Here is a 23,403-nt window from a genome sequence, read left to right as displayed (position 1 = left end):
AGTGTAACCATGTTTGACTTTAAAATTATTAGGTGTAATAATTATTTATTTTTTGTAGCTATCGTTTAAAGCTTTTACAAGTGTTTCGGTAAGATCGTCACCTTCTTTTCCATACATGACGCTTCCCGCTTCATTACTTCCTAAGATAAAATCATAGGAATTTGATTTTCCATAATTTTTTACGAATTTTCTTACTTTTGAAATTAATGAATCAATTTCCTTTTGGCTATCCGCAGAAATTTGTTGTTCTTTCATTTGAATTTGCTGCTGTAAAGCTTGTTGCTTTCTCCCTAATTCTTGGTAACGCTCTTGAGCTTTCTCCTGCCCCATAGTAGCTGCTTGATTCTGGAATTCTAGATATTCGGCTTGGAATAATTGCGCTAAACTATCTGTAGATTTATTAGAGGCCTCTATTAAAGCTTTGTATTTGGCTTCCACATCAATTTTTTCTTGATATTCATTTACCAATTTAGAATTGTCGACAAATCCGATCTTTTGGGTTTGCTGACAAGAAGCCATAGTAATTAATGAAATTACTAATAAGGATATTTTTTTCATTTTGTTATCAATTTAATTTTCGAAAACAAAAATAGAAAAGTTAAGTAGATATTTATCTTAATATGATACGATTAACCATATATAGTAATTATTTATGAGATAATGTTTTGTTATAAGTTTTTATTATAAAAAATCGCTTTAATAGAAAAGATTTAAGCTCTTAAATAAATTTACAGACCTTACCATTCGATTAATTAGATAAAAACCTCTTAAAACGGCTTATTTTGCGTTTTTATTCATTTTTAACTATATAAATCAATGAAGAGTACTCTCCAGAACGTTTTGCCTTTAGATTAGATAATAATCCGATTTGAAAAGCCTTTACAAAATTCATTTGGCCTGTTTTATATTTTTCGGAAAGCAGACAAACATAAAACGCATCGAAAAGCATAGGTAAGGTATTTTTTATTTTAAACTGTTGTTTAGCTAAAATTTTAGAAATTCCAGTTTGAGAAAAATGCCAAAGATGTCTAGGCACATCAAAAGCGGCCCAATACGCTTTATAATAATTTGCGTCGTAACTTTTAAAATTTGGAACCGCAATAATTAAGGTTCCTTTAGGTTTTAAAAGTCGTTTATAAGTTTCTATTTGCAAATCTAAATTAGGCAAATGTTCTAATACATGCCAAAGTGTAATTACATCAAAACTATTATTTGGTAAGGTATTTATTGTAGACGCATCTTTTATGTGGTTTCCCACTTTATTAATTGCTAATTGTCTTGCTCCTTCGTCTGGTTCTATACCGCAAACTTTCCAACCATTTGCCTTAGCTATTTGTAAAAAATCTCCGGTACCACATCCAACATCTAAAAGAGATTTTGTTTCGTTATCAAAACTATTTATCAAATTTAGTTTTCGTTTTAATGCAATGCCTTTTACAGTATGATATAATTTTTCAAAAAGATTTCGCTTCGCATCTGTATGCGAAATATAATCTTCACTTTTATAGTACTGTCCAAGTTCCTCCGATTTTGGTTGTGGTGAAGTAATTAAAATATCTAAATCGTCGTCATGTTTTAATTCAAAATATGCTCCAGAAACAGAATAATCTTTACACTTTAAACTCACTTTATTTGAGGTTATATTCATGATCTTTAATAATAAAGTCTCTTTCGTTTATTAAAAAGAGACTTTAAATTTTTTTGATTTTTTTAAACAATTTTATGATTGAATTTTATATGTTCCACGTGGAACATATAAAATTATCGACCCATATAAACTAATAAAACAGAAATATCGTTTGGTGAAACACCACTAATTCTAGATGCTTGTGAGATACTCGTGGGTTGAATATTTTTTAGTTTTTCACGAGCTTCAAAACTCATGGATTTGATCTTAGAATAATCAAAATTGGTTGGAATTTTAATATCCTCTAGACGAGTTAATTTATCTGCATTTTGTTTTTCCTTTTCTATATACCCAGAATATTTAACCTGAATTTCTGCTTGTTCAATAATTTCACGATCCAACTCATGATCAGCTATAAACTGTTCTACCTCGTCAATCTTACGCACATCATCCATATCGATATTTGGACGGGCAAATACTTTAAATAATTTCCCTGATTGATTTACAGCAGCCGATTCCTTACTTTCTAAAATAGGATTAATAACTTCTGGTTTTACACTTAAATCTTTAAAAAACTGAACAAACAATTCCGATTTTTTTTGTTTTAATTCCATGCGTTTTAATCGGTCTACTGAAGCTAAACCTATTTCAAAACCTTTAGGGGTTAACCTAAAATCAGCATTATCCTGTCTCAACAGTGTTCTATATTCAGCACGAGATGTAAACATTCTATACGGTTCTTCTGTGCCCTTAGTAATTAAATCATCAATAAGAACACCTATATAAGCTTCATTACGTTTTAATATAAATTCATCACGCTCCTGAACTTTAAGACTAGCATTTATACCTGCCATTAATCCTTGAGAAGCGGCTTCTTCATAACCTGTAGTTCCATTAATTTGACCAGCAAAATATAAACCATTTACAAGTTTAGTTTCTAGAGTATGTTTCAATTGGGTAGGTGGAAAATAATCATATTCTATGGCATAACCTGGTCTAAAGAATTTTACATTTTCAAAACCAGCGACAGATCGCAATGCTTTAAATTGCACATCTTCTGGTAAAGACGTAGAAAAACCATTTACATATACTTCGCATGTATTCCAACCTTCCGGTTCAATAAACAATTGATGACGATCTTTATCTGCAAAACGATTAATTTTATCTTCGATGGATGGACAATATCTAGGTCCTAAACTTTTAATTCGACCATTAAACATTGGACTCCTATCAAAACCTTCTCGTAATAAATCATGCACCAACGTACTCGTATATGTCATATAACAAGACCGCTGATTTGTTAATGGTTTTGTGATTGGAGAATAAGAAAACTTTTCTGGTTTTTCATCCCCAGGCTGTTCTACCATTTTAGAATAATCTAAAGATCGCCCGTCAACACGAGGAGGTGTTCCTGTCTTCATTCTTCCAGAAGTAAATCCTAAATCTACCAATTGTTCTGTTATACCCGTAGCAGCTCTTTCCCCTGCTCTACCACCACCAAAATTCTTATCGCCAATATGAATTAAACCATTTAAAAATGTACCATTAGTTAATACAACAGATTTCCCTCGAACAGCAATACCAAGGGAAGTTTTAACCCCTGCAACCTGATCCCCATCCATTATTAAACCAGATACCATATCTTGATAGAAATCTAAATTAGGAGTACCTTCTAACATCATACGCCAATCTTCCGCAAAACGCATACGATCACTTTGCACCCTCGGACTCCACATAGCAGGTCCCTTAGATTTATTTAGCATCTTAAATTGGATCGCTGATGTATCACTAACAATTCCACTATATCCTCCTAAAGCGTCAATTTCACGAACTATTTGCCCTTTAGCAATACCTCCCATAGCAGGGTTACAAGACATCTGAGCTATGTTTTGTAAATTCATTGTAATTAACAATGTACTACTCCCCATATTTGCGGCAGCAGCAGCGGCTTCACTTCCTGCATGACCAGCTCCAACAACAATTACATCGTAAACTTTATCGAACATTTGAATTCAATTTTAAATTAATTTGATTAATGTTCCACGTGGAACAATTTAAATAAGTAATGTGCTAATTAAGTTTAGAAAGATAAAAATCCTCCTTACTTCTCATCTGTTTAGCATCTTCATCCGACTTATCTTTATAGCCACAATAGTGCAAAACTCCATGAATAATAACCCGATTTAATTCATCTACAAAATCAGTTCCAAAATCGGAAGCATTGTCTTTAACACGCTCAACAGATATGTAAATATCTCCATGTAGCTCTTTTCCGACTGAGTAATCAAAACTAATCACATCTGTTAAAGTATCATGATCTAAGAACTCTACATTCAATTTATGAAGATAATCATCATCACAAAAAATATAATTAATTTCACCTTCCTTACAACCCTCTTCAAGAATTGTAGCATGTATCCAATTAGCTAAACTAGTTTCATTAGCCAATTCAAAATCTGTTTCGTAATTAAAATATACCATTACTCATTCTTAAAATACTGTTGCACTTTATGTTTAAAACTATTTTGCAAAGGTAGGATTTGTCTATTTAATATTTCAGTAGTATTAAAATATTGTTTAGCATTTGGCAACTTATCGTTAGAATCGTTTGTAAATGCCCTGTTATTAGATTTTGATTCCCGTTTATTTTCCTGTTCTTGTTGAAACGTAGCATCTTTTAATTTTAAAAGTTGCTGTTCAAAATTCAACATTTTTACCAAAGTTTTTTGCGTAAAACCATCATTTAGCAAGTCCATTTCTACCTGCTCCATATCCCGTAATAATTTCTGGCCTTGTGGGGTAAGTCCTTCCTTAGCAAGACGCTCTTCTAATTGATTACGCAGTTCTTGTTGTTTTTGATAAATACTAAACAACTCACCATTTAATCCTTCCTGAGAATCCTGTCCATCATTATTATTTCCTTTAGGGCCTTGTTTAGAACCTTTGTCTCCTTCTCCACTGTCACCGTCAGAACCAGATTCACCGGGTTTGACGGAATTTCCATCTTTACCTTGCTTAGAATCTTTGCCACCCATCTGCTCCTGCATTTGTTTATTTAACTCTTCTTGACTCATAATAATATCCTGAAGTTGACCCTCACCTTCACCAGATTTTTGTCCTTCACTACCCTGACCGGAAGAAGATGAATTCAATTGATCTTGCATATTATCTAGAATATTACTTAATAAATCTGCAAGCACATTAGCCGAAGTAAAGGCATATTGCTGTGCTGCAATTCCTTGAAATAATCGGTTTTCAGAAAATTCTTCCAAAGATTTATCTACATTAAAATAAATGTTACCAATTTCTTTATTCACTTGTTCCGAAAGCATAGGCTGACGTAAAGACAAGGCAAATAAACTATCATCAACATGTTCAAAATATTCCCTTAACACATGTTGCTTACGCAAATAATTAGCATAATTATTATGGTTAACCTCTATACTTTTAAAATTATTCATGAGTCCTTCTTCATCGAATGAAAACACCAAAAGGTTATCTAAAACCTGACGAAGCATTTCTGCATCTTCCTCCATTTGTTCACCACTTTGCATTTGCATAGACTGCTGCATGGCTTTACTCATTTCCTTCATTTTTTGACCAGCACGTTTCTGATTTTGTTTCGCTTCCATTACCTTTTGCTGTTGTTCGCTAGGACTTTTTTCACCAGATTCACGTTCTCTTAAATCTGATTCTGCATCTTTTTGAAGTTGATCTACATCAGATTCAGACTTTTCATTACGAGGCAAATCCATAGGTTTTTTTAATGCCTTGTTATCCTTTTGTAAAGCATCTAATTCTTTTTGTATATCGTTGAATTTTTTATTCAATTCGGCTTGCTTATCTGATGTATTTTCTTCTTTAGATTTCTCGGGTTGTTTTAATTGTTCTTCACCCAAAACATCTAAATCCTCCTGAAGTTTTTCCATTTTTTTTGCCACATAAAACCGTTTAGTTAACTCAACTAATTGCTCTAAACTACGTTTCTGATTTTTATTCTTCTTACTAATCTCATCTAATTTTTTAGATAAATCCTCGTTGCTAATTTTATCCTGTAACTTTTTTAATTCTTCTAAAAGCTTTTCATCTTCCTTAAGTTGTTCTTCATTTTCTGATAACCTTTTTTGAAGTTGTTCTTGTTGTGGGTCTATTTGATCTTGATCCTTATTAAATTCTTTTAGATTTTCTTGAAACGATTTATTGAAATTTTTCATCAATTTTTCTTGTTGCAATTGACGTTTTAAAGCATCATCTAATTTCTTTTTATCGTTAAAATTTAAACTCTTTTTAGATTTTTGAGTTTTTGAAATATCTTCTAAAATCTTTTCATTCTCATCAAATTTTTCAAGAGAATTATTTAAATCTTGAATGGTATTTTGTTGTTGTTGTAATTGATTGTTTTGCTTTTCGGAAGTCGTTTGTTCACGATAATTAAAAATTTCACTTTTAGTCCGTTTAAAATGATGTAAAGCATCATTATCAAAAACCTCAAAATATAAACTGTAGGACACTCCCTCTTGAAGCTCTAATTGATTAGGGAAGGCCGTTAAAAACTGATCGACATTAGTTTTAGCGATTGGTATTCTAATTTTATGAACAGCTTGTTCATTATCCGTTTCAAAATACACTAAGTTTAAACCATTCAAACCGTAATCGTCGCTAATTTTTCCTTTAAAATACATAGTTTTCAAATCGACTGTGTCTCGAACCATATCCACAACCAATTCTGGAAATTCATCTTTTATAACATCTATAGAAAAACTTAAATTTTCGTAATTTTCAAGTTTATCATTACTTGTACTTAAACTATAAACAAAATTGGAATGCATTTGTTTCGTAGTTTCAAAACCTCCCTCCTTCTTCTCGAAGTTAATTGTATCTTTTGAAAATAACTGTACACGATTAGTAGCTTTGGTTTTTAATTTCCAGGTCACTTTAGTCCCTTCTGGAACCATGGCATTTCCCGTACTTTTTAAAACCTCATCTTTCTTTTGAATATATTTAGGATATTCTAAAACCATATCGAAACCTAATAAAGTAGGTACCTCAACAATAGTTAATTCGTAAGGTTTAGAGGTTACTCCATTAGCATGCAACTGAAATGTAATATTAGATTTCGGACTATTAAATACATATTCAAATGCACCAGAACCCTTGTCCTGTAAAATATAAGTCTCGTTATTAAATGTTATTTGTGCTTGTTCTGGTATAACAGTACCTGCCGTATTTACCAATAGCTTAAAATCCTTATTTTCTACACCATTCAAAGTTTCATTAACTACAAAAAACTGAAAAGGTGCAGGCGGTTCGTAAGCTGTTTTATAATCTACAACTCGCTTATAACTATCTGTAAACCAGTTTATTTTACCTAATAATACAAAAAATAAAATTAAAGCCACTGGAACTATAGCATATTTTAAATATTTGATATTTTGCTTAAAATTAATAGCTAATTTAAAAGGAACCGGACTAATAGTTGCTGCCTTTTGATTGATACTCGCTAGCAGTAATTCCGATTTAGAAGTATCGTTATGTAATTGAAGTACATTAAGTAATTTATCGTTTACTTCAGAGAAATGATTTCCAATAAGTTTTGAAGCCGTTTCGTAATCTATACCTTTTTGAAGTTTAAACAACTTACTTAACGGAACGACTATAAATTTTATAAAAAGTAATGCTTCAACTACAATAAAAAGCCAAAATAAAATGGCTCTTGCTGTTTGGTTAAGCCATAAAAAATGTTCCACCAAAAGCGTGACCAAAAAATATAAAAGTCCGATAGAAAAAAACAAAATAGCACCTTTAATAAGTTCGTTTGTATAATAACGCCTTATAAAGCCCTCTAATTTTTCAATAATAATTTTATAATTGTCCAATCTATCGTGTATTTAACCCACTAATCTACAATAATAATTTTAGCTGTAATAGCGTAAAAATGTAAGTTAATGTTAAAATGAAAATTATAAAATAATTATTGCTAGGGTTAAATCTTTCATCTTTACACATATCACAGTATCTTTGCGGTCTTAAATAAAAAAACATGACTAAAAATGTTCGTGTGCGATTTGCACCAAGCCCAACAGGACCCCTTCATATAGGTGGTGTTCGTACAGCTTTATTCAATTATTTATTTGCTAAAAAACATAACGGAACTTTTGTTCTACGTATTGAAGATACCGATCAAAATAGATATGTAGAAGGTGCCGAAAACTATATTATAGATGCCTTAAATTGGTGTCATATTCCGTTTGATGAAGGTCCAGGAAAAAATGAAAAATTTGGTCCGTACAGACAAAGCGAACGTAAAGATTTATATAAAGCCTACGCCGAAGATTTAATTGCTTCTGGAAATGCTTATTATGCTTTTGATACTGCCGAAGCTCTAGACGCACACAGAAAAGATCATGAAGAAAAAGGAAAAACCTTTATTTACAACTGGCATAACCGTTTAAAATTAAACAATTCGTTATCGCTTTCTGCAGAAGAAGTACAACAAAAATTAGATGCAGGCGATGATTATGTGGTTCGATTTAAATCGCCTCAAGACGAAACCTTACATTTAAAGGATATGGTTCGTGGCGATATAAAAATAGATACCAACATTTTAGATGACAAGGTATTATTTAAAAGTGATGGGATGCCAACTTACCATTTAGCGAATATTGTAGACGACCATTTAATGGAAATCTCGCATGTTATTCGTGGTGAAGAATGGTTGCCATCTTTAGCATTACACTATCAGTTATATAAAGCTTTTGGATGGGATGCTCCTGAATTTGCACATTTACCACTAATTTTAAAACCTACTGGAAAAGGAAAATTAAGCAAACGTGATGGCGATAAATTAGGATTTCCTGTGTTTCCTTTAGAATGGATTGACCCAAAAACTAACGATGTTTCTCGTGGTTATAAAGAAGACGGCTATTTTGCAGAAGCTGTAATTAATTTTCTAGCTTTTTTAGGATGGAATCCTGGAACAGAACAAGAATTATTTAGTTTAGACGAATTGGTTGAAGCTTTCGATATAGAACGCGTACATAAAGCTGGAGCACGTTTTGATCCCGATAAAATAAAATGGTTTAATCACCATTATATGCAAGAACAAAATAACGACGAGCTTGCAGAAACCTTTAAAGCGCAACACGACGAATTAAAAGATATCGATGTAAATTACATAGCTATGGCCGTGAATTTAATTAAAGAACGCGCTACGTTTATTTCTGATTTATGGGATTTAAGCAGCTACTTTTTTGAAGCGCCAAAGGCTTACGATGAAAAAGCATACAAAAAAGCTGTAAAAGACGACACTAGAGAGCTTTTAAGCGAATTAGCGACTCTTATTAACACTATAGAAGATTTCACTGCAGAAACGCTTCAAAATACGGTTAAAGCTTGGATTACTTCTAAAGACATAGGTTTTGGAAAAGTAATGATGCCACTACGATTAGCTTTAGTTGGTGCTTTGCAAGGGCCAGATGTTTTCGATATTATGTATATGATTGGTAAACAAGAGTCCATTAATCGTATAGAACAACTGGCTACTGGTATTTAATCCTTTCAAATAAAAGCCTAGATTCCAAGCCAATACAATCCAAAAGAGGCTGTTTAAAAAGTATAAAATCGTTCATTCTGAATTAAGTTCAGGTTGACGAAAACTTAACTTTTTAGTCGGTCTCTTTTTTGTGCTATATATTTGAATATCTTATTGCTTAATAAATTTAAAATTACTTGTATAATTTTCGAAAGACACTACATACATCCCTTTAGATAAAGTTGAAACATTTACCGCATTATTAGCGCGTGTAATGGTTTTGCTTAATATTTTCTGCCCCATCATATTGTAAATAGTTATGCGATGTTCATCTATAATATTTTTAAACGCAATAGTGGTTTGTGCTGGATTTGGGTACAATTGTATTCTTGCAATAACATTTTCATCTACACTTAATTTATTACACTCGTAAGCATCTAAACCGTATCCTCTATCATTAAAAACGGTAGTAATAAATTCTATATCTGTACAGCCTAAATTCATATCTATAGCTGCTTGCCTAATGGCTGCGATGGCATCTGCTTGCGTAGAACTATTGGTTGTCATTGCTAAACCTTCTAACACAATTTTATCGGTGGTTACTTTTCCTAAATAATCCCAAACTTCCATTAAAGTACTTGCAAAAATTTGTCCGTCTTTATGAATTTTACCAGTTAAACCTTCAGGGTATTTCGCATCGTAATTGGTTACACGACCACCCCAAAATTCGTTATGTCCATCCCATTTAAAAATATTATGGTAAGCACTACTAGATCGCGAACTATTAGAACCTTCTATACCTCTGCTGTACGATTGTGCCCAATAATCGCCAAAGCCTTCACTTAGTCCTTCGGTTTGAGAGATTCCTCCTTTAATTAACCATTCGTGAATACCATGACCTAATTCGTGTATAATAACATCGGCATCTTCACCATCATCTACCCCACCTGTTCCGAATTTTAAAATACCTCCACCATATGATGAATTATCAGAACCGTTAAACGCATGCGGATCATAATAAATAAGACCATCATGATACATAGATTTTAATGGGATACCTAAAGTTTCATTAATATATCTCATGCTTCTATCGATATGATAATAAGCATTTACAGCTTCAAAACCATCTTGATCGCGTGTAAAAGAAAAATCTGGTGAATCTTGCTCAAACAAACCCGTTTCTGGGTTCTGAATCTCTTTTATTTCTAAATACTTTCCTTTTAATTTAAATATTCCATTCTCACTATTTAAAATTTTAAAAGACACATCGGTTCTGGCATTATCTAAATATTCATTGGTACTATCGTTATTATCTACAAAAGCACCTCCATAAATTTCTCCTGTAGATGATAAAGGATCCGGGTTAAAAATTTTCCCTTTAGCCTCTATTAAATCCATTCCATTTAAATCTGAATCGTCTCCAGAATCATGGTCGTGGTGATAGTGAGCAATATCTTTTTTACTAAGTATTTCCGATGTTTTGGCATCTATAATGGTTTCCCAAAACCCATTTAAAGTTTTAGAATTTGTTGTTACGCGGTACACCAATTTAGTAGCTCCATCAATTTCGTGTACAAAAAGTTTCGATTCCTTTTGAGTAATTGTTTTTTCTATACCTAAAGCTTTTGCGGCCAAATTAATGGCTTCATCTGATGTTATATTAGGTTCTGTATTAATTTTAGAAATGGTATTATTAAACGATCCTGAATGATAAGTAACTTCGCTATTTGGAGAAACATGAACTGCAACACTTACATTATAAACTGGCACATTATTAACATATTGACCATAACGAATGGTTTCTCCAGCAGACCCTTTTTGATTAAAATCTTTTCGAAGTTCGTAGGTTCTTTGCGATTGTAAATTTTGAAAATTTGAATATAACCATTCTGAAGCAATCACTTCATTTGGTGTTTGAGAGTAGGTAATTTGAGTCGATAAAATTACAAAACCCAGCAGATGTAAAATTCTGTGAATCATAACTGTAGATTTGATTAATAGCTAATCAAATATATTTAAATCGTTGCTAAACACAGAGATACCGGGCTTTAAAACGTTGAATTGAAAATTTTATAGGGTGAATGAAAATTTTAACGCAGTTAATCCAAGAAATGTGCATTTAGAATTTATTACGAACGTAGGAAATACGCTGTTAAACACGGTTTTTATGAAAAAAAACAGTTGAAATTGACCTAAAAATTCTCTTAATTTTTATGTAGACTTTCCGTATCTTAATAAGTCATTTTACAACCTGTTTTAAACCGACAATTTAAATCAAAAATTAAAAGTCTATTTTGGAGTTTATTTCAGTTTTGGAGTTGAATTGCTATCAGAATCAAAATAATACATTAAATTTAATAACAAATTTTACTAACTGTTTAAAATCATCGCTATGCCCATTTTATTTCCTTTTATCTTTCTTGCGATAGTAGTTTTAATACTATCCTTTTTTACCGTAAAACAACAGTCTGCCGCCATTATAGAACGCTTCGGAAAATTTCAAAGTATTCGCCATTCTGGTTTACAATTTAAAATTCCTATTATTGATCGCGTAGCAGGACGCATGAGTTTAAAAATTCAGCAATTAGATGTTATTGTTGAAACAAAAACCTTAGACGACGTATTTGTTCGATTAAAAATTTCTGTACAGTTTAAAGTAATTCAAGAAAAAGTATACGATGCCTTTTATAAACTAGATTACGCTCACGATCAAATTACATCTTACGTTTTTGATGTGGTTCGTGCCGAAGTTCCTAAAATGAAATTAGACGATGTATTTGTTAAAAAAGATGATATTGCTATTGCCGTAAAAACAGAGCTTAACGATGCTATGTTAGATTATGGATACGACATTATTAAAACTCTTGTAACAGATATTGATCCAGACGCACAGGTTAAAGCGGCCATGAACCGTATTAATGCTTCCGAACGTGAAAAGATTGCCGCGCAGTTTGAAGGTGATGCACAACGTATACTTATTGTTGAAAAAGCAAAAGCCGAAGCAGAAAGCAAGCGCTTACAAGGACAAGGTATTGCCGACCAACGTCGTGAAATTGCTCGCGGTTTAGAAGAATCTGTAGAAGTTTTAAATCGTGTTGGTATTAATTCGCAAGAAGCTTCTGCTTTAATTGTGGTTACACAACACTACGATACGCTACAATCTTTAGGAGAAGAAACCAATAGTAATTTAATATTATTACCTAATTCTCCTCAAGCGGGAAGTAATATGTTAAACGATATGGTCGCTAGTTTTGTAGCTAGTAATCAAATTGGTGAAGCCATGAAAGAATCTAAAAAGAAGAATAAAGAATTAGAATAAATTAAAAAAATACAGCATGATAATTTCAACAACACCCACATTAGAAACTCAAAAAATAACAGGTTATTTAGGATTAGTAACTGGAGAAACCATTATTGGGGCTAATTTTATAAAAGACTTTTTCGCCGGAATTCGTGATGTTGTTGGCGGAAGGTCTAGTTCTTACGAAGCGGTTTTACGCGAAGCAAAAGATTCTGCTTTAAAAGAAATGGAAGAACGTGCCAAACATTTAGGGGCAGATGCCATAGTTGGCGTCGATTTAGATTACGAAACTGTTGGCCCAAATGGCGGCATGCTTATGGTTACAGCGTCTGGCACTGCTGTGTCATTATAACAATTACATGATATACTTGACTACATAAAAAAAAGCCTTAAAACAATGTTTTAAGGCTTTTCTAACTAATAAAGTATTTAAAAAAAAATAGTAAGATTATAACAGACTACTGATTTTTATTGTTCCAAGGCTTATAATTTTTATAAGCTGGTCCTCTCAGTTTAGAACGTTCAGATCCTACAGTAATTTCTACAACTGCAGTTTCTGTAGTGTCTTGCCAAGGTTTCTGATTTTTATAATCAGGACTTTTTAACTGTTCCTTTTCTGTTACATTATAAATTAACTTCGGCGTCGTTTCATGTTGCCAAGGTTTGTAATTTTTATATTCTGGTCCTTTTAATTCACTTCTGTCTTGAGCAAAAGCTGCTGTAGTAGATGCTAGTACTAAAGCTAAAATTAAGGTTATATGTTTCATAATATCTATGTTTAATTGTTCTATACAAAGTTACATTCGATATCATGTGTTTGCAGTTCACAAAAACCACGTAATCTCTATCCGTATAAATACGGATGCTCTTACTAAATTAAATTTATTTGGGTTGCTTTTTTAATTAATTCGGCTGTATTTTTTACTTCAAGTTTCTTTAAAATATTAGCGCGATGGGTTTCAATTGTACGAGTACTCACAAACAATTTTGCCGCAATATCTTTGGTGGTAAGTCCTTGAGAAATAAGCTCTAAAACTTCCTTTTCCTTATTAGATAAAATGTTTTCACTTACATTGTGTTCAGACATAAAATTAATCATCTTTTCTGAAATACTCGGACTAAAGTATTTTTTGTCCCTACTTACTGTTCTAATTACCTGAATTAACTCCTCCTCATCTGTATTTTTTAATAAATATCCATACGCCCCAGCTTTAGCACTTTTTGCAATATAATTGCCATCATTATGCATAGATATTACAATTGGTTTTATAGAAGCATGCTTATCTTTTAATCGTTTTAAAACTTCAAAACCATCCATATTTGGCATGGTAAGATCCAGTAAAACAATATTGGCATCTGTAATAGCTTCTATAGTTTCCATAAACTGAACCCCATCTCCTACCATGGCAGCAACTTCTATATCGTCGTGTTTTATTAGTAGTTCCTTTAAACCGTTTCTAAACAATTCGTGGTCGTCTGCTATAATAACTTTTATTTTATTCATGTTCTATAGGTAATTCAATTTCTACTGTGGTATTTCTTGGTTTAGAGTGTATTTGTATGTGCCCATTACACATCTCTACGCGCTCTTTAATATTAATAATTCCGGAGCCTAGTTTTACGTGTTTTAAATCGAATCCTACGCCATCATCAAAATAAAATAAAGAAATAAAATCGTCAAATTCCGATAAGGAAATTCTAATCGTTTCAGCTTGGGCATGTTTTAAAGCATTATTTACCAATTCTTGACCAATTCTGAATAGATTTATGGCTTGATTTTTAGTGATTTTACTTTCATTTTCGGAAGTTAAATCTTCAAAAACTATAGAAATTCCAGAGGTGTTTTTTATATTGTTAACAAAGGTGGTTAAAGCCACACCTATTCCGAAATCTTCTAAAGTTGAAGGCATTAAGGCATTAGACATTAAACGAATTTCGGAAATCGTTCCATCTATAATTTTAATCATGTCCTGCTTCTTCGTTTTATCTTCAACTTTATTTTCTACATAAAACTTTAACGATGTTAATAACGGCCCAATACCATCGTGTAATTCCCGCGATAACCGGTGCCTTTCGTTTTCCAGACCATCTACCAATTGCCGTTTGGTGTGTATTCTATTTACATTTTCTTTGTTTCTAAACTCAATCAGTTTATCACGCATTTTTATAAGACTTTTACCTAAAACATCATTTTCTCCTTTAGGTGTATAGTGCGTGTTTAAATTCATTTTACCTAGTTCTTTAGAATATGTTACAGCCCCTTGTAACGATTTTTTTAATAAATCTAAAGCTTCAAACATTTCATTTATTTCATAAGAACTTTTATCTATTTTATTTATTTGACTATAATCGCCTGCCGCCATAACGTTAAGGCTTCTACGCATATTATTTATTGGTTTGGTAATAATGTTTGTGAGAAAAATAGATAATATAATAGCAATAATCATTATTAAAATAATGAGTCCCAATAACCTTATTTTTAATTGTTTTAAGGGTGCCATAACCTCGCTAATATCTATTTCTGATAGAATAACGAGTTTTAATTTAGAAATGCTTATAAGACTATACACACTAAAAACTTCTACACCACGATAATCCTGAAAAACACCGCGTCCATCTTGTCCTAAAAAGCCGTCTAAAACACCTTCTGTTTTAACCGTAATAGTAGCAGGTATTTTTTCTGGATAAAAGCGAGATTGCGATCGCATTGTAAAATCTTCGCCAACCAAATACGATTCTCCACTCTCCCCCATTCCGGCACGCTCTAATAAAATATTTTTAATCTTTTGATGATTCATTAGCGCTACTCTTGTTTTTCCATCGCGATGCAAAACAAATCCAATGGCACTACGCTTATTTTTATTATAGCTAGTAAAATCGTAAATACCTGTAGTTTGAAGTAGAGCTTCGGGAAGATCAAATTGTGAAAGATCTGGATGAGATTCTTGACTTTCATCATTTAAAAAATACTGCCACTCGGTATTAATTAAGTTTTCAACCTGAATCTGTTTTAAGGTTTTAATAGAATTCAATTGCAGTAATATTCTATCGTCTAGAACCTTTGAAAACTGATTGTAAAAAGTGATGGAAAGCATTAGAATAACCAAAAAAATAAGGCTATTTATAATAATTAATATCAGCGTTCTTAAATGCATGAATACGTTTAAATGAGTAAAACAATTTCGTACTAACAAGGTAGTAAAAACTAAAACAACGCAAAATATTAGTGAAAAAATAACCTCTAAATTTAATATGAAGAGGTTATAAAGTTTAAGATTGAAGTTTAATCGGAGTATTGGAACTTAAGCTCATCTAAAAAAAGGAGACGATTAAAACACTTTTTCTATGCTTTCTTATAGAATAGCAGGAGATTTCGAGTTGTATATTTTTAAAATGTAGAACATGATTTTAGGATGTAATGTTGTGAATACCCCTTTATGTTAATCCCTTCTCTTCTTTATATTTATTTATGATATTATGTAAAGTTTCCAGATAATTTTCAAGTTCTTTAGTCGAAATTTTAGGGTTTTCAAAATTTGGAATTGTTATTGGGTTTTCATCAAGATACTGGTACACTTCTGGGTAATCACTTTCCATCGTCCAAACCACTTCCGAAATTTCTTTAAGTAATTGTGCTTGTGTCTTCATAATCTTTAATTTTTCATAAGTTACTTTAAATGTAGTCATTATAAAAAAAATAAACCCTTAAAACAGCGTTAAAAGGGTTTATAAATTATAAAAATAGTAATCTTTAAATCGTATTTGCAGTCTCTACTAATAAGGCATTTGCATCTTCTAAACCTTTTTCTATAAAATCATTTATAGCTGTATTACGCTCTAAGCCATTTTCAAGCAATACACGCAAGGTTAACATCGCGGCGATACGTGTTCCTACTTTTTTAGCTGCAGTGCCAAATAAAGGCTCTAATTCGTCGTAAGACACTTGCTTGGCTAAATCTAAAATTTCGGCCTTTACTTTTTCTTGTTTAGCTTCTGGTAAATTGGTATATTTTTTACCTAATTGCTGAATAACATCTATAGCTTTTCGTTGTGGCTGATTTTGTTTTTGTTTATTCTGATTTGTATTTGCTTCTGTTTTAGGCTTTTCTTTAACCCAAGAATCGCGTAGTCCTACCGTTTTATTAAAAATTAAGGCCTCTGGAGTCGATTCTTTATCTACATTAAAATAGCCTAAACGTTGAAACTGAAAACGCTCTCCTACTTTAGCTTCCTTTAAACTTGGCTCAACAAAAGCAGTAATAATTTTTAAAGAATCAGGATTTATAAATTCCATAAAATCTTTATCCGGATGGCTATCTGGAGTTTCATCCATAAACAACCTATCGTATTCTCTAACTTCTGCCTTTACAGCATGTTTAATAGACACCCAATGTAAGGTTCCTTTAACTTTTCGTAAGCTGGCTTCTGTTCCGCTTCCACTTAAAGTATCGGGATCGTAAGTTGCATGAATTTCTGTAATATTCCCGTTTTCGTCTTTTACAACACTTTCCCCTTTTATGATATATGCATTTTTTAAACGCACTTCTTTTCCTAAACTTAATCGGAAATATTTACTATTTGCTTGTTCCTTAAAATCATCGCGTTCTATATATAATTCACGCGAAAAAGGTACTTGTCTAAATCCAGCACTGTCATCTTCCTGATTATTTTCGGCTTCTAACCATTCTTCTTTATCTTCTGGATAATTAGAAATAACTAGTTTAATAGGATCTAAAACAGCCATAACTCGAGGCGCCGTTTTATTTAAATCTTCGCGAATACAAAATTCTAAAAGCGATACATCTATCATGTTATCACGTTTAGCAACACCAACGGTTTCAACAAATTTTCTAATTGCTGCTGGTGTGTAACCACGACGACGTAAGCCAGAAATGGTAGGCATACGCGGATCGTCCCAACCGGAAACCACACCATCTTCTACCAATTTAAGTAACTTACGTTTACTCATTATGGTATAGCTTAGGTTTAAACGGGCAAATTCGCGTTGTTTTGGACGGATTTTATCGGCTTCTACCAGTTGATCTAAAAACCAATCGTAAAGCTCTCTATGCGGTTTAAATTCTAACGAGCATAAAGAATGTGATACTTGCTCTAAATAATCGCTCTCGCCATGAGTCCAATCGTACATAGGGTAAATACACCAATCGTCTCCTGTACGGTGATGCGATTTCTTTAAAATACGATACATAATAGGATCGCGCATCAGCATATTTACATGTGCCATATCTATTTTAGCACGTAAAACATGTTCGCCTTCATTAAATTCTCCAGCTTTCATGCGGCTGAATAAATCTAAATTCTCTTCAACCGTTCTGTTTCTATAAGGTCCATCAATACCAGGTTGAGTAGGAGTTCCTTTTTGTTCGGCCATAGCTTCAGAAGATTGCGAATCCACATACGCTTTTCCATCTTTTATAAGTTGTACGGCCCAATCGTGTAATTGCTGAAAATAATCTGAAGAATACACTTCCTTATCCCAAGTATAACCTAACCAAGATACATCTTCTTTAATGGCATCTACATACTCCTGCTCTTCTTTAGCCGGATTAGTATCATCGAATCTTAAATTAACAGGCGCATTATAACGCTCTCCTAATCCAAAACTAATCCCAATAGCTTTGGTATGACCAATATGTAAATATCCGTTAGGTTCTGGTGGAAAACGAAAACGAAGTTCATCTTGAGTAACTTCATTTTTTAAATCGTTTTCTATAATATGTTCAATAAAATTGAGTGATTTTGTTTCTTCAGACATAAGTGCTATAACTACCTATTAAAAATAAAGTGCAAAATTAATGAAATATCCGCTTGCTTACTATTATTCTACGAGATAATGATTAATTTTATCGAAAGTTTTAATCCCTCAAAATTCAAATATTTATAAGCTTATGGGAACCATAAAAGTAGAAAACATTAGAATCTTCGCCAATCATGGTTGTTTAACTGAAGAAACTAAAATAGGAAGCGATTACCGCGTAGATTTAGTAATTAAAGCCAATTTACAAGCATCGGCAGTGTCTGATGAGCTTAAAGATACAGTGGATTATGTTTTTCTAAATAGGATTGTAAGAGAGGAGATGAAAATTCCGTCGTACCTGTTAGAAACGGTAGCTAAACGTATATTAGTTAGGATATTAAAAGAGAATTTACACATAGAAAAAGCGACGGTAAGTGTGAGTAAATTGAACCCTCCAATAGGTGGCGATGTAGAGATGGTTACCATTAAAATGACCGAGAAAAGAAAAAGTAAAAGTATGTAGTGTAAAAACTTAATTTTTTTTACATTTGCATTCCGTTAATAACGGCGTCGTGGCCGAGTGGCTAGGCAGAGGTCTGCAAAACCTTGTACAGCGGTTCGAATCCGCTCGACGCCTCTTCAAAACCTTCAAGTTTACTTGGAGGTTTTTTTGTTTTAATAAGTTATTAGGAATTAGACAATAGCTGCTGCAGTGCATGTATTGTAATCTAAAATCTTCAAATAAATAGATTAGGAATACGATAACTCGCATTGACAATAAACTTGTATTAAAGAATTTGAAACGCAGTTGTGCAGGCTTAAAAACTCAAGTGTAGTATGTGCTTCGATAACTCGAATTACAAATCTGAGTTTTAAAAATTCATCTGAAAAGGATCTTTGTGAGAACCAAAATTTGGTTTAGGTTGATGAGAATGTAATCTTTAATCTAACGGATTATATTGTTCTAATTTATCCTTTATAAGCTCTTTTTCTTTCGGAAAAAAACCTTGAACCAATAATAAAACACCAAAACCTAAAATTACTAATGCTACTATTTTTTTGGTTTTAAAAATAATACGCGGAGTCAATTTATTCCTTAATGCTTTAGCAGCTAGAATTTTAAAAATATCTACTATAAAATATACGGCTAAAATTGTGGCTAAAAATACATGAACTCCAAACTCATTTTCCGTCATAGAATTACCAATAACGATAAAACTTAGCCAGCCTAAAAGCACACCTATATTTATAAAATTCAGTAAAAAACCTTTAACAAATAACTTTCCATAATTCTTTTGAATTTCTACTCTATGATATTCGCGAACAATATCTCTAAAAGATTTTTGAGTTTTTAAAAATGAAATTAAGCCGTAAACAACTAGTAAAACTCCACCGAAAATAAAGAAATTAGGGTCGTCCTTTATTTTGTCTAATAACCTACTGGTACTATAAAAGGCGATGATAATAAATAAAGCATCGGCAAGAATAACGCCTAAATCAAAAATAAGAGCGCTTTTAAAACCCTTTGTAGCACTAGTTTCCAGTAAAACAAAAAACACTGGACCAATAGTAAAGGATAACAATATTCCGAATGGGATTGCCCTTAAAACATCTTCTAACATATAAAGCGAACTCTAACGCAAATTTAGTAAAACTTAAGCGAAATTATTCCACTCTTAAAATTCTTCCGCCTAATACTTTATTTTCGTTAACAGTTTCTGGATTTCCGTATACATAAACATCGCCTCCGGCACGTATGGTTATGTCTAAAACTTTAGTAGATCGAATATGTGCTTCTCCCGCTGCATGAATGGTAACTTTAGAATTTTCTGATTCTAAATTTTCACCATTATAAATCCCACCGGTATAAATAGTAATTTGTTCGTGTTTAGCGGTACCTGTAGTGGTAATAGCTCCTCCTGTAACAGATTTTATTACTGCAAAAGATACCTTTACTGGAACATTTATTTTGGCACCTTCCTGAGCTTTTAATTGAATTTCGAATTGTTCAATCACATCGTCTGAGCTTACCGAAGAACCTTCATTTACGTCGATAATTTCAATAGTATTGTAATATACTTTTACTTTTGTTTGGTCGCCGTTAAAAATATTATTTAAGGCCATGCGTATTTTTAAAGTTCCATTTTTATTAATGGTTTCTACTTGATCTGCATTATTACCAGAAATTTCGACTTTAGCGTGATCGGATTTTATTAATTCTACCTGAATTAAATCGTAAACTTTAAGTTCTTTAAAATCTCCAACCGTTTTTCTATTACATTTTGAGCTTGTATTCCTAACGCAGTTAGCATTACAAACAGCACTACTAGGTACTTCATTATTTAATTTACTATTTAAAATTTATCCGTTATATTTTCCAATTAAATTAAAATCGAGATGTTTTTTAACCAAATCGGTTTCTTTTACTTTAACAACCACTTCATCTCCAAGTTGATACATGGTTTTGGTTTCGCGACCAATTATGGCATACTGACTCTCATCGAACTCGTAATAATCGCCTTTAATATCGCGAGTTCTAACCATACCTTCGCATTTATTAGAAATGATTTCTACATAAATTCCCCAGTCGGTTACTCCAGAAATTACACCCACAAATTCTTCATCTTCATGATCTTGCATGAAACGAATCTGCATGTATTTTATAGAATCGCGTTCGGCCTTGGTGGCTAAATATTCCATATTACTGGAATGTTTACATTTTTCTTCGTAAATCGCTTCATTAGCAGATTTTTCGCCATCTAAATACATTTGTAACAAACGATGTGCCATGACATCTGGATAGCGACGAATTGGTGAAGTAAAATGACTATAATAGTCGAAAGCCAAACCATAGTGACCAATATTATCTGTGGTATACTCGGCCTTACTCATGGTTCTAATCGCTAAAGTATCGACTAAATTTTGTTCTTTTTTTCCAACCACATCGGTTAATAAACTATTTAAAGAAGCCGAAGTTGTTTTTCGATCTTTAAAATTTAATTTATAACCAAATTTAGAAACTATATTTTGAAGCGCGTATAATTTACTTTCGTCTGGCTCGTCATGAACACGATAAATAAACGTTTTTTCAGGTTTCATTTTACCAACAAATTCTGCTACTTTTTTGTTTGCTAGTAACATAAATTCTTCAATTAATTTATTGGCATCTTTAGATGTTTTAAAAAATACACCTACTGGATTACTATCTTTATCTAATTCGAATTTAACTTCTACTTTATCAAAAGAAATAGCACCCGAACGCATACGTTTAGAACGCATAATTTTAGCCAATTCGTCTAATTTTAAAACAGCTTGGGCAATTTCTGGAGTGGTATTGTAAGCACTTCCAGAAAGAGAAACCTCTTGCGGAATTAAAGTATTAATTTCGGATTTATCACCTCCAGCATTATTTTCTATAATAGCCTGAGCTTCTTCGTAAGCAAAACGTGCATCGCTATACGTTACGGTTCTACCAAACCATTGGTTAATAACTTGGGATTTATTATTTAATTCGAAAACTGCCGAGAACGTATATTTTTCCTCATTTGGGCGTAAAGAACAGGCATTATTCGATAAAATTTCTGGAAGCATAGGTACTACCCTATCTACTAAATACACCGAAGTTGCACGTTCGTAAGCTTCATCATCTAAAACGGTTCCGGGTTGTACGTAATGCGACACATCGGCAATATGAATTCCGATTTCGAAATTTCCATTTTCTAAAACTTCAAAAGATAAAGCATCATCAAAATCCTTTGCATCTTTAGGATCGATAGTAAAGGTTAACACCTTTCGCATGTCGCGACGCTTTTTTATTTCATCTTCTGTAATCGAAGTATCTATATTATTTGCAAACTCTTCTACTTCGTGCGGAAACTCGTAAGGCAAGCCATATTCGGCTAAAATAGAATGAATTTCTGTATTGTGTTCGCCTGGTTTTCCTAAAACCTTAAGTACTTTTCCGTTAGGCGAATCGGCTTTATCTGGCCAATCTTCAAGACTTACTAATACTTTATCACCATCTTCTGCATCACCAATTTTATTAGAAGGCACAAAAATATCTTTATACATTTTATTGCCATCTACCACTACAAAGGCATAATTTTTACTCACCTGAATAACACCAACATACTCTGTTTTAGCACGTTTAATAATACTTGTAATTTCGCCTTCTAATTTACCCTGTTTACGACGTTTGTATACGTAGAGTTCTACTTCGTCGCCGTTAAGAGCTTTATTTATATTATTTGAAGCAATATAAATATCATCATCAAAATCATCAGAAATTACATAACCCGCTCCTTTAGAGGTTAAATCTAAAATTCCGGTATGGTATTCGGTGTTAACAACCGCTTTAAATTTACCGCGTTCTACTTCTTCAATTTCTTTATTAGCTAATAATTTTTGAAGTGTTTTTATAATTTGGTTTCTGCTACTGGCATCGTTTACATCCAGTATTGCAGCTATTTGTTTGTAATTAAAGGTTTTATTACGTTCCTTTCTTAGAATATTTAAAATCGTTTTGGAGAGATTAGAAATTCCTTTTGAAGCTTTCTTTTTTCGCTTTCTTGTCATAATCTTCATTTGTATAGTAACAAAGCTACATTTTAAAAACTAAACCAATGTTTCTTTATTAAGAAGTTTAACTATTTCCTTTTAAAAGTACAATTTCAATTTAGTTTACAAAAACAGTTATCCACATATATACATATATAAATAGTTTTCTTTTAAAATTTAAAAAAATAAATGGTTGTTATTATAGTCTGTTAATAGCGGTATAACTTTTTTAGATTTTATTTTGATTCTACGTAGTTTACATTCTATTGTTATGAAGTAAACATCTTATTAGGGGTTTAAACGCTTTATTTTGAACTGCTTTAAATACGCTATTAACAATTGTTAATAACTAAAATTTACAGAAAATATTTAATAATTAATTTAAAAATTCGTGTTTACAGTCGTTGAATTTGGTCTAAAAACTTTTCTAAAAAAAAGGAATTAAATATTTGGATGGAATGCTTTAAAGTTTGGTTGTAAAAATATCCGAGATTTAAAAATTTATCTTTCAAAAAGTAACTAATAGATATTAACAATTAATTAATACTAATTCTGTTTTTATAAACAATTATTACGTAAACGTTTATAAATCGTGTATTTAACGTAATTATTCGCAATTTAATGCTTTA

General features: G+C 32.1%; 18 protein-coding genes and 1 tRNA gene. 5 read left to right on the top strand and 14 right to left on the bottom strand.

Going from position 1 to position 23,403, the window contains the following annotated elements; all coding sequences use genetic code 11:
* Nucleotides 1-45: 45 nt before the first annotated feature.
* The 5 genes from A9D35_RS11245 to A9D35_RS11225 form a co-directional block, all read right to left on the bottom strand.
* Complete coding sequence (locus A9D35_RS11245) at nt 46-558, bottom strand: OmpH/Skp family outer membrane protein (protein ID WP_066223075.1); 513 nt, start codon at nt 556-558, stop codon at nt 46-48.
* 232 nt (nt 559-790) lie between these two features.
* Nucleotides 791-1,648, bottom strand: coding sequence for a class I SAM-dependent methyltransferase (locus tag A9D35_RS11240; protein ID WP_066223073.1), 858 nt, complete (start codon nt 1,646-1,648; stop codon nt 791-793).
* A gap of 113 nt (nt 1,649-1,761) precedes the next feature.
* Nucleotides 1,762-3,633, bottom strand: a complete 1,872-nt coding sequence (gene mnmG / locus A9D35_RS11235; RefSeq protein ID WP_066223071.1) for a tRNA uridine-5-carboxymethylaminomethyl(34) synthesis enzyme MnmG — start codon at nt 3,631-3,633, stop codon at nt 1,762-1,764.
* Between the two features lie 64 nt (nt 3,634-3,697).
* The gene (gene ybeY / locus A9D35_RS11230) at nt 3,698-4,108 is read right to left on the bottom strand and encodes an rRNA maturation RNase YbeY (RefSeq protein WP_066223066.1); all 411 of its coding nucleotides are present in this window, start codon (nt 4,106-4,108) and stop codon (nt 3,698-3,700) included.
* Complete coding sequence (locus A9D35_RS11225; RefSeq protein ID WP_066223064.1) at nt 4,108-7,503, bottom strand: hypothetical protein; 3,396 nt, start codon at nt 7,501-7,503, stop codon at nt 4,108-4,110. The genes ybeY and A9D35_RS11225 overlap by 1 nt, the downstream gene beginning before the upstream one ends.
* 164 nt (nt 7,504-7,667) lie before the next feature.
* Here A9D35_RS11225 and gltX point away from each other — a divergent pair, with 164 nt between their 5' ends.
* Nucleotides 7,668-9,179, top strand: a complete 1,512-nt coding sequence (gltX, locus tag A9D35_RS11220; RefSeq protein ID WP_066223061.1) for a glutamate--tRNA ligase — start codon at nt 7,668-7,670, stop codon at nt 9,177-9,179.
* A gap of 150 nt (nt 9,180-9,329) precedes the next feature.
* On the opposite strand, the gene A9D35_RS11215 is transcribed toward gltX, so the two are convergent.
* Nucleotides 9,330-11,138, bottom strand: coding sequence for a T9SS type A sorting domain-containing protein (locus tag A9D35_RS11215; RefSeq protein ID WP_066223058.1), 1,809 nt, complete (start codon nt 11,136-11,138; stop codon nt 9,330-9,332).
* A gap of 412 nt (nt 11,139-11,550) precedes the next feature.
* On the opposite strand from A9D35_RS11215, the gene A9D35_RS11210 reads away from it, so the two are divergent.
* Nucleotides 11,551-12,477, top strand: coding sequence for an SPFH domain-containing protein (locus A9D35_RS11210; RefSeq protein ID WP_066223054.1), 927 nt, complete (start codon nt 11,551-11,553; stop codon nt 12,475-12,477).
* A 16-nt stretch (nt 12,478-12,493) separates the two neighbouring features.
* A complete protein-coding gene (locus tag A9D35_RS11205; protein ID WP_066223051.1) occupies nt 12,494-12,811 on the top strand; it encodes a heavy metal-binding domain-containing protein in 318 nt (105 codons plus the stop codon).
* 106 nt (nt 12,812-12,917) lie between these two features.
* Here the strand turns inward: A9D35_RS11205 and A9D35_RS11200 are convergent, their stop codons facing one another.
* The 5 genes from A9D35_RS11200 to A9D35_RS11180 form a co-directional block, all read right to left on the bottom strand.
* Entirely contained in the window at nt 12,918-13,226 is a 309-nt protein-coding gene (locus A9D35_RS11200) for a hypothetical protein (protein WP_066223048.1), read from the bottom strand.
* A 104-nt stretch (nt 13,227-13,330) separates the two neighbouring features.
* Complete coding sequence (locus tag A9D35_RS11195; RefSeq protein WP_066223046.1) at nt 13,331-13,963, bottom strand: response regulator; 633 nt, start codon at nt 13,961-13,963, stop codon at nt 13,331-13,333.
* Complete coding sequence (locus A9D35_RS11190) at nt 13,956-15,614, bottom strand: sensor histidine kinase (RefSeq protein WP_066223044.1); 1,659 nt, start codon at nt 15,612-15,614, stop codon at nt 13,956-13,958. The genes A9D35_RS11195 and A9D35_RS11190 overlap by 8 nt, the downstream gene beginning before the upstream one ends.
* Nucleotides 15,615-15,894: 280 nt before the next feature.
* Complete coding sequence (locus A9D35_RS11185) at nt 15,895-16,107, bottom strand: hypothetical protein (RefSeq protein WP_066223041.1); 213 nt, start codon at nt 16,105-16,107, stop codon at nt 15,895-15,897.
* 103 nt (nt 16,108-16,210) lie between these two features.
* Nucleotides 16,211-18,235 carry a glutamine--tRNA ligase/YqeY domain fusion protein gene (locus A9D35_RS11180; protein ID WP_066223038.1) on the bottom strand — a complete coding sequence of 675 codons (2,025 nt, stop codon included), beginning with the start codon at nt 18,233-18,235 and terminating at the stop codon, nt 16,211-16,213.
* 133 nt (nt 18,236-18,368) lie between these two features.
* Here A9D35_RS11180 and folB point away from each other — a divergent pair, with 133 nt between their 5' ends.
* Nucleotides 18,369-18,740 (top strand): dihydroneopterin aldolase, encoded by a 372-nt coding sequence (folB, locus tag A9D35_RS11175; RefSeq protein WP_066223035.1) that lies wholly within the window; start codon nt 18,369-18,371, stop codon nt 18,738-18,740.
* Between the two features lie 43 nt (nt 18,741-18,783).
* Nucleotides 18,784-18,854 (top strand) — tRNA-Cys (locus tag A9D35_RS11170).
* 304 nt (nt 18,855-19,158) lie between these two features.
* On the opposite strand, the gene A9D35_RS11165 is transcribed toward A9D35_RS11170, so the two are convergent.
* The 3 genes from A9D35_RS11165 to rnr all read right to left on the bottom strand — a co-directional run bounded on the left by A9D35_RS11165 (nt 19,159) and on the right by rnr (nt 22,792).
* On the bottom strand, nt 19,159-19,839 hold the full coding sequence (locus tag A9D35_RS11165) for a LysE family translocator (RefSeq protein WP_066223030.1): 681 nt from the start codon (nt 19,837-19,839) through the stop codon (nt 19,159-19,161).
* A 43-nt stretch (nt 19,840-19,882) separates the two neighbouring features.
* Nucleotides 19,883-20,431, bottom strand: coding sequence for a GIN domain-containing protein (locus tag A9D35_RS11160; RefSeq protein WP_235817969.1), 549 nt, complete (start codon nt 20,429-20,431; stop codon nt 19,883-19,885).
* 147 nt (nt 20,432-20,578) lie between these two features.
* Nucleotides 20,579-22,792: a ribonuclease R gene (gene rnr, locus A9D35_RS11155; RefSeq protein ID WP_066223027.1), complete on the bottom strand. Its 2,214-nt coding sequence runs from the start codon at nt 22,790-22,792 to the stop codon at nt 20,579-20,581.
* Nucleotides 22,793-23,403: the final 611 nt, after the last annotated feature.

Source organism: Formosa haliotis (assembly GCF_001685485.1).
Taxonomy (GTDB): Bacteria; Bacteroidota; Bacteroidia; order Flavobacteriales; family Flavobacteriaceae; genus Formosa; species Formosa haliotis.
The sequence above is the reverse complement of the archived record's forward strand: the minus strand, read 5'-3'. Positions and strand labels throughout refer to the sequence as shown.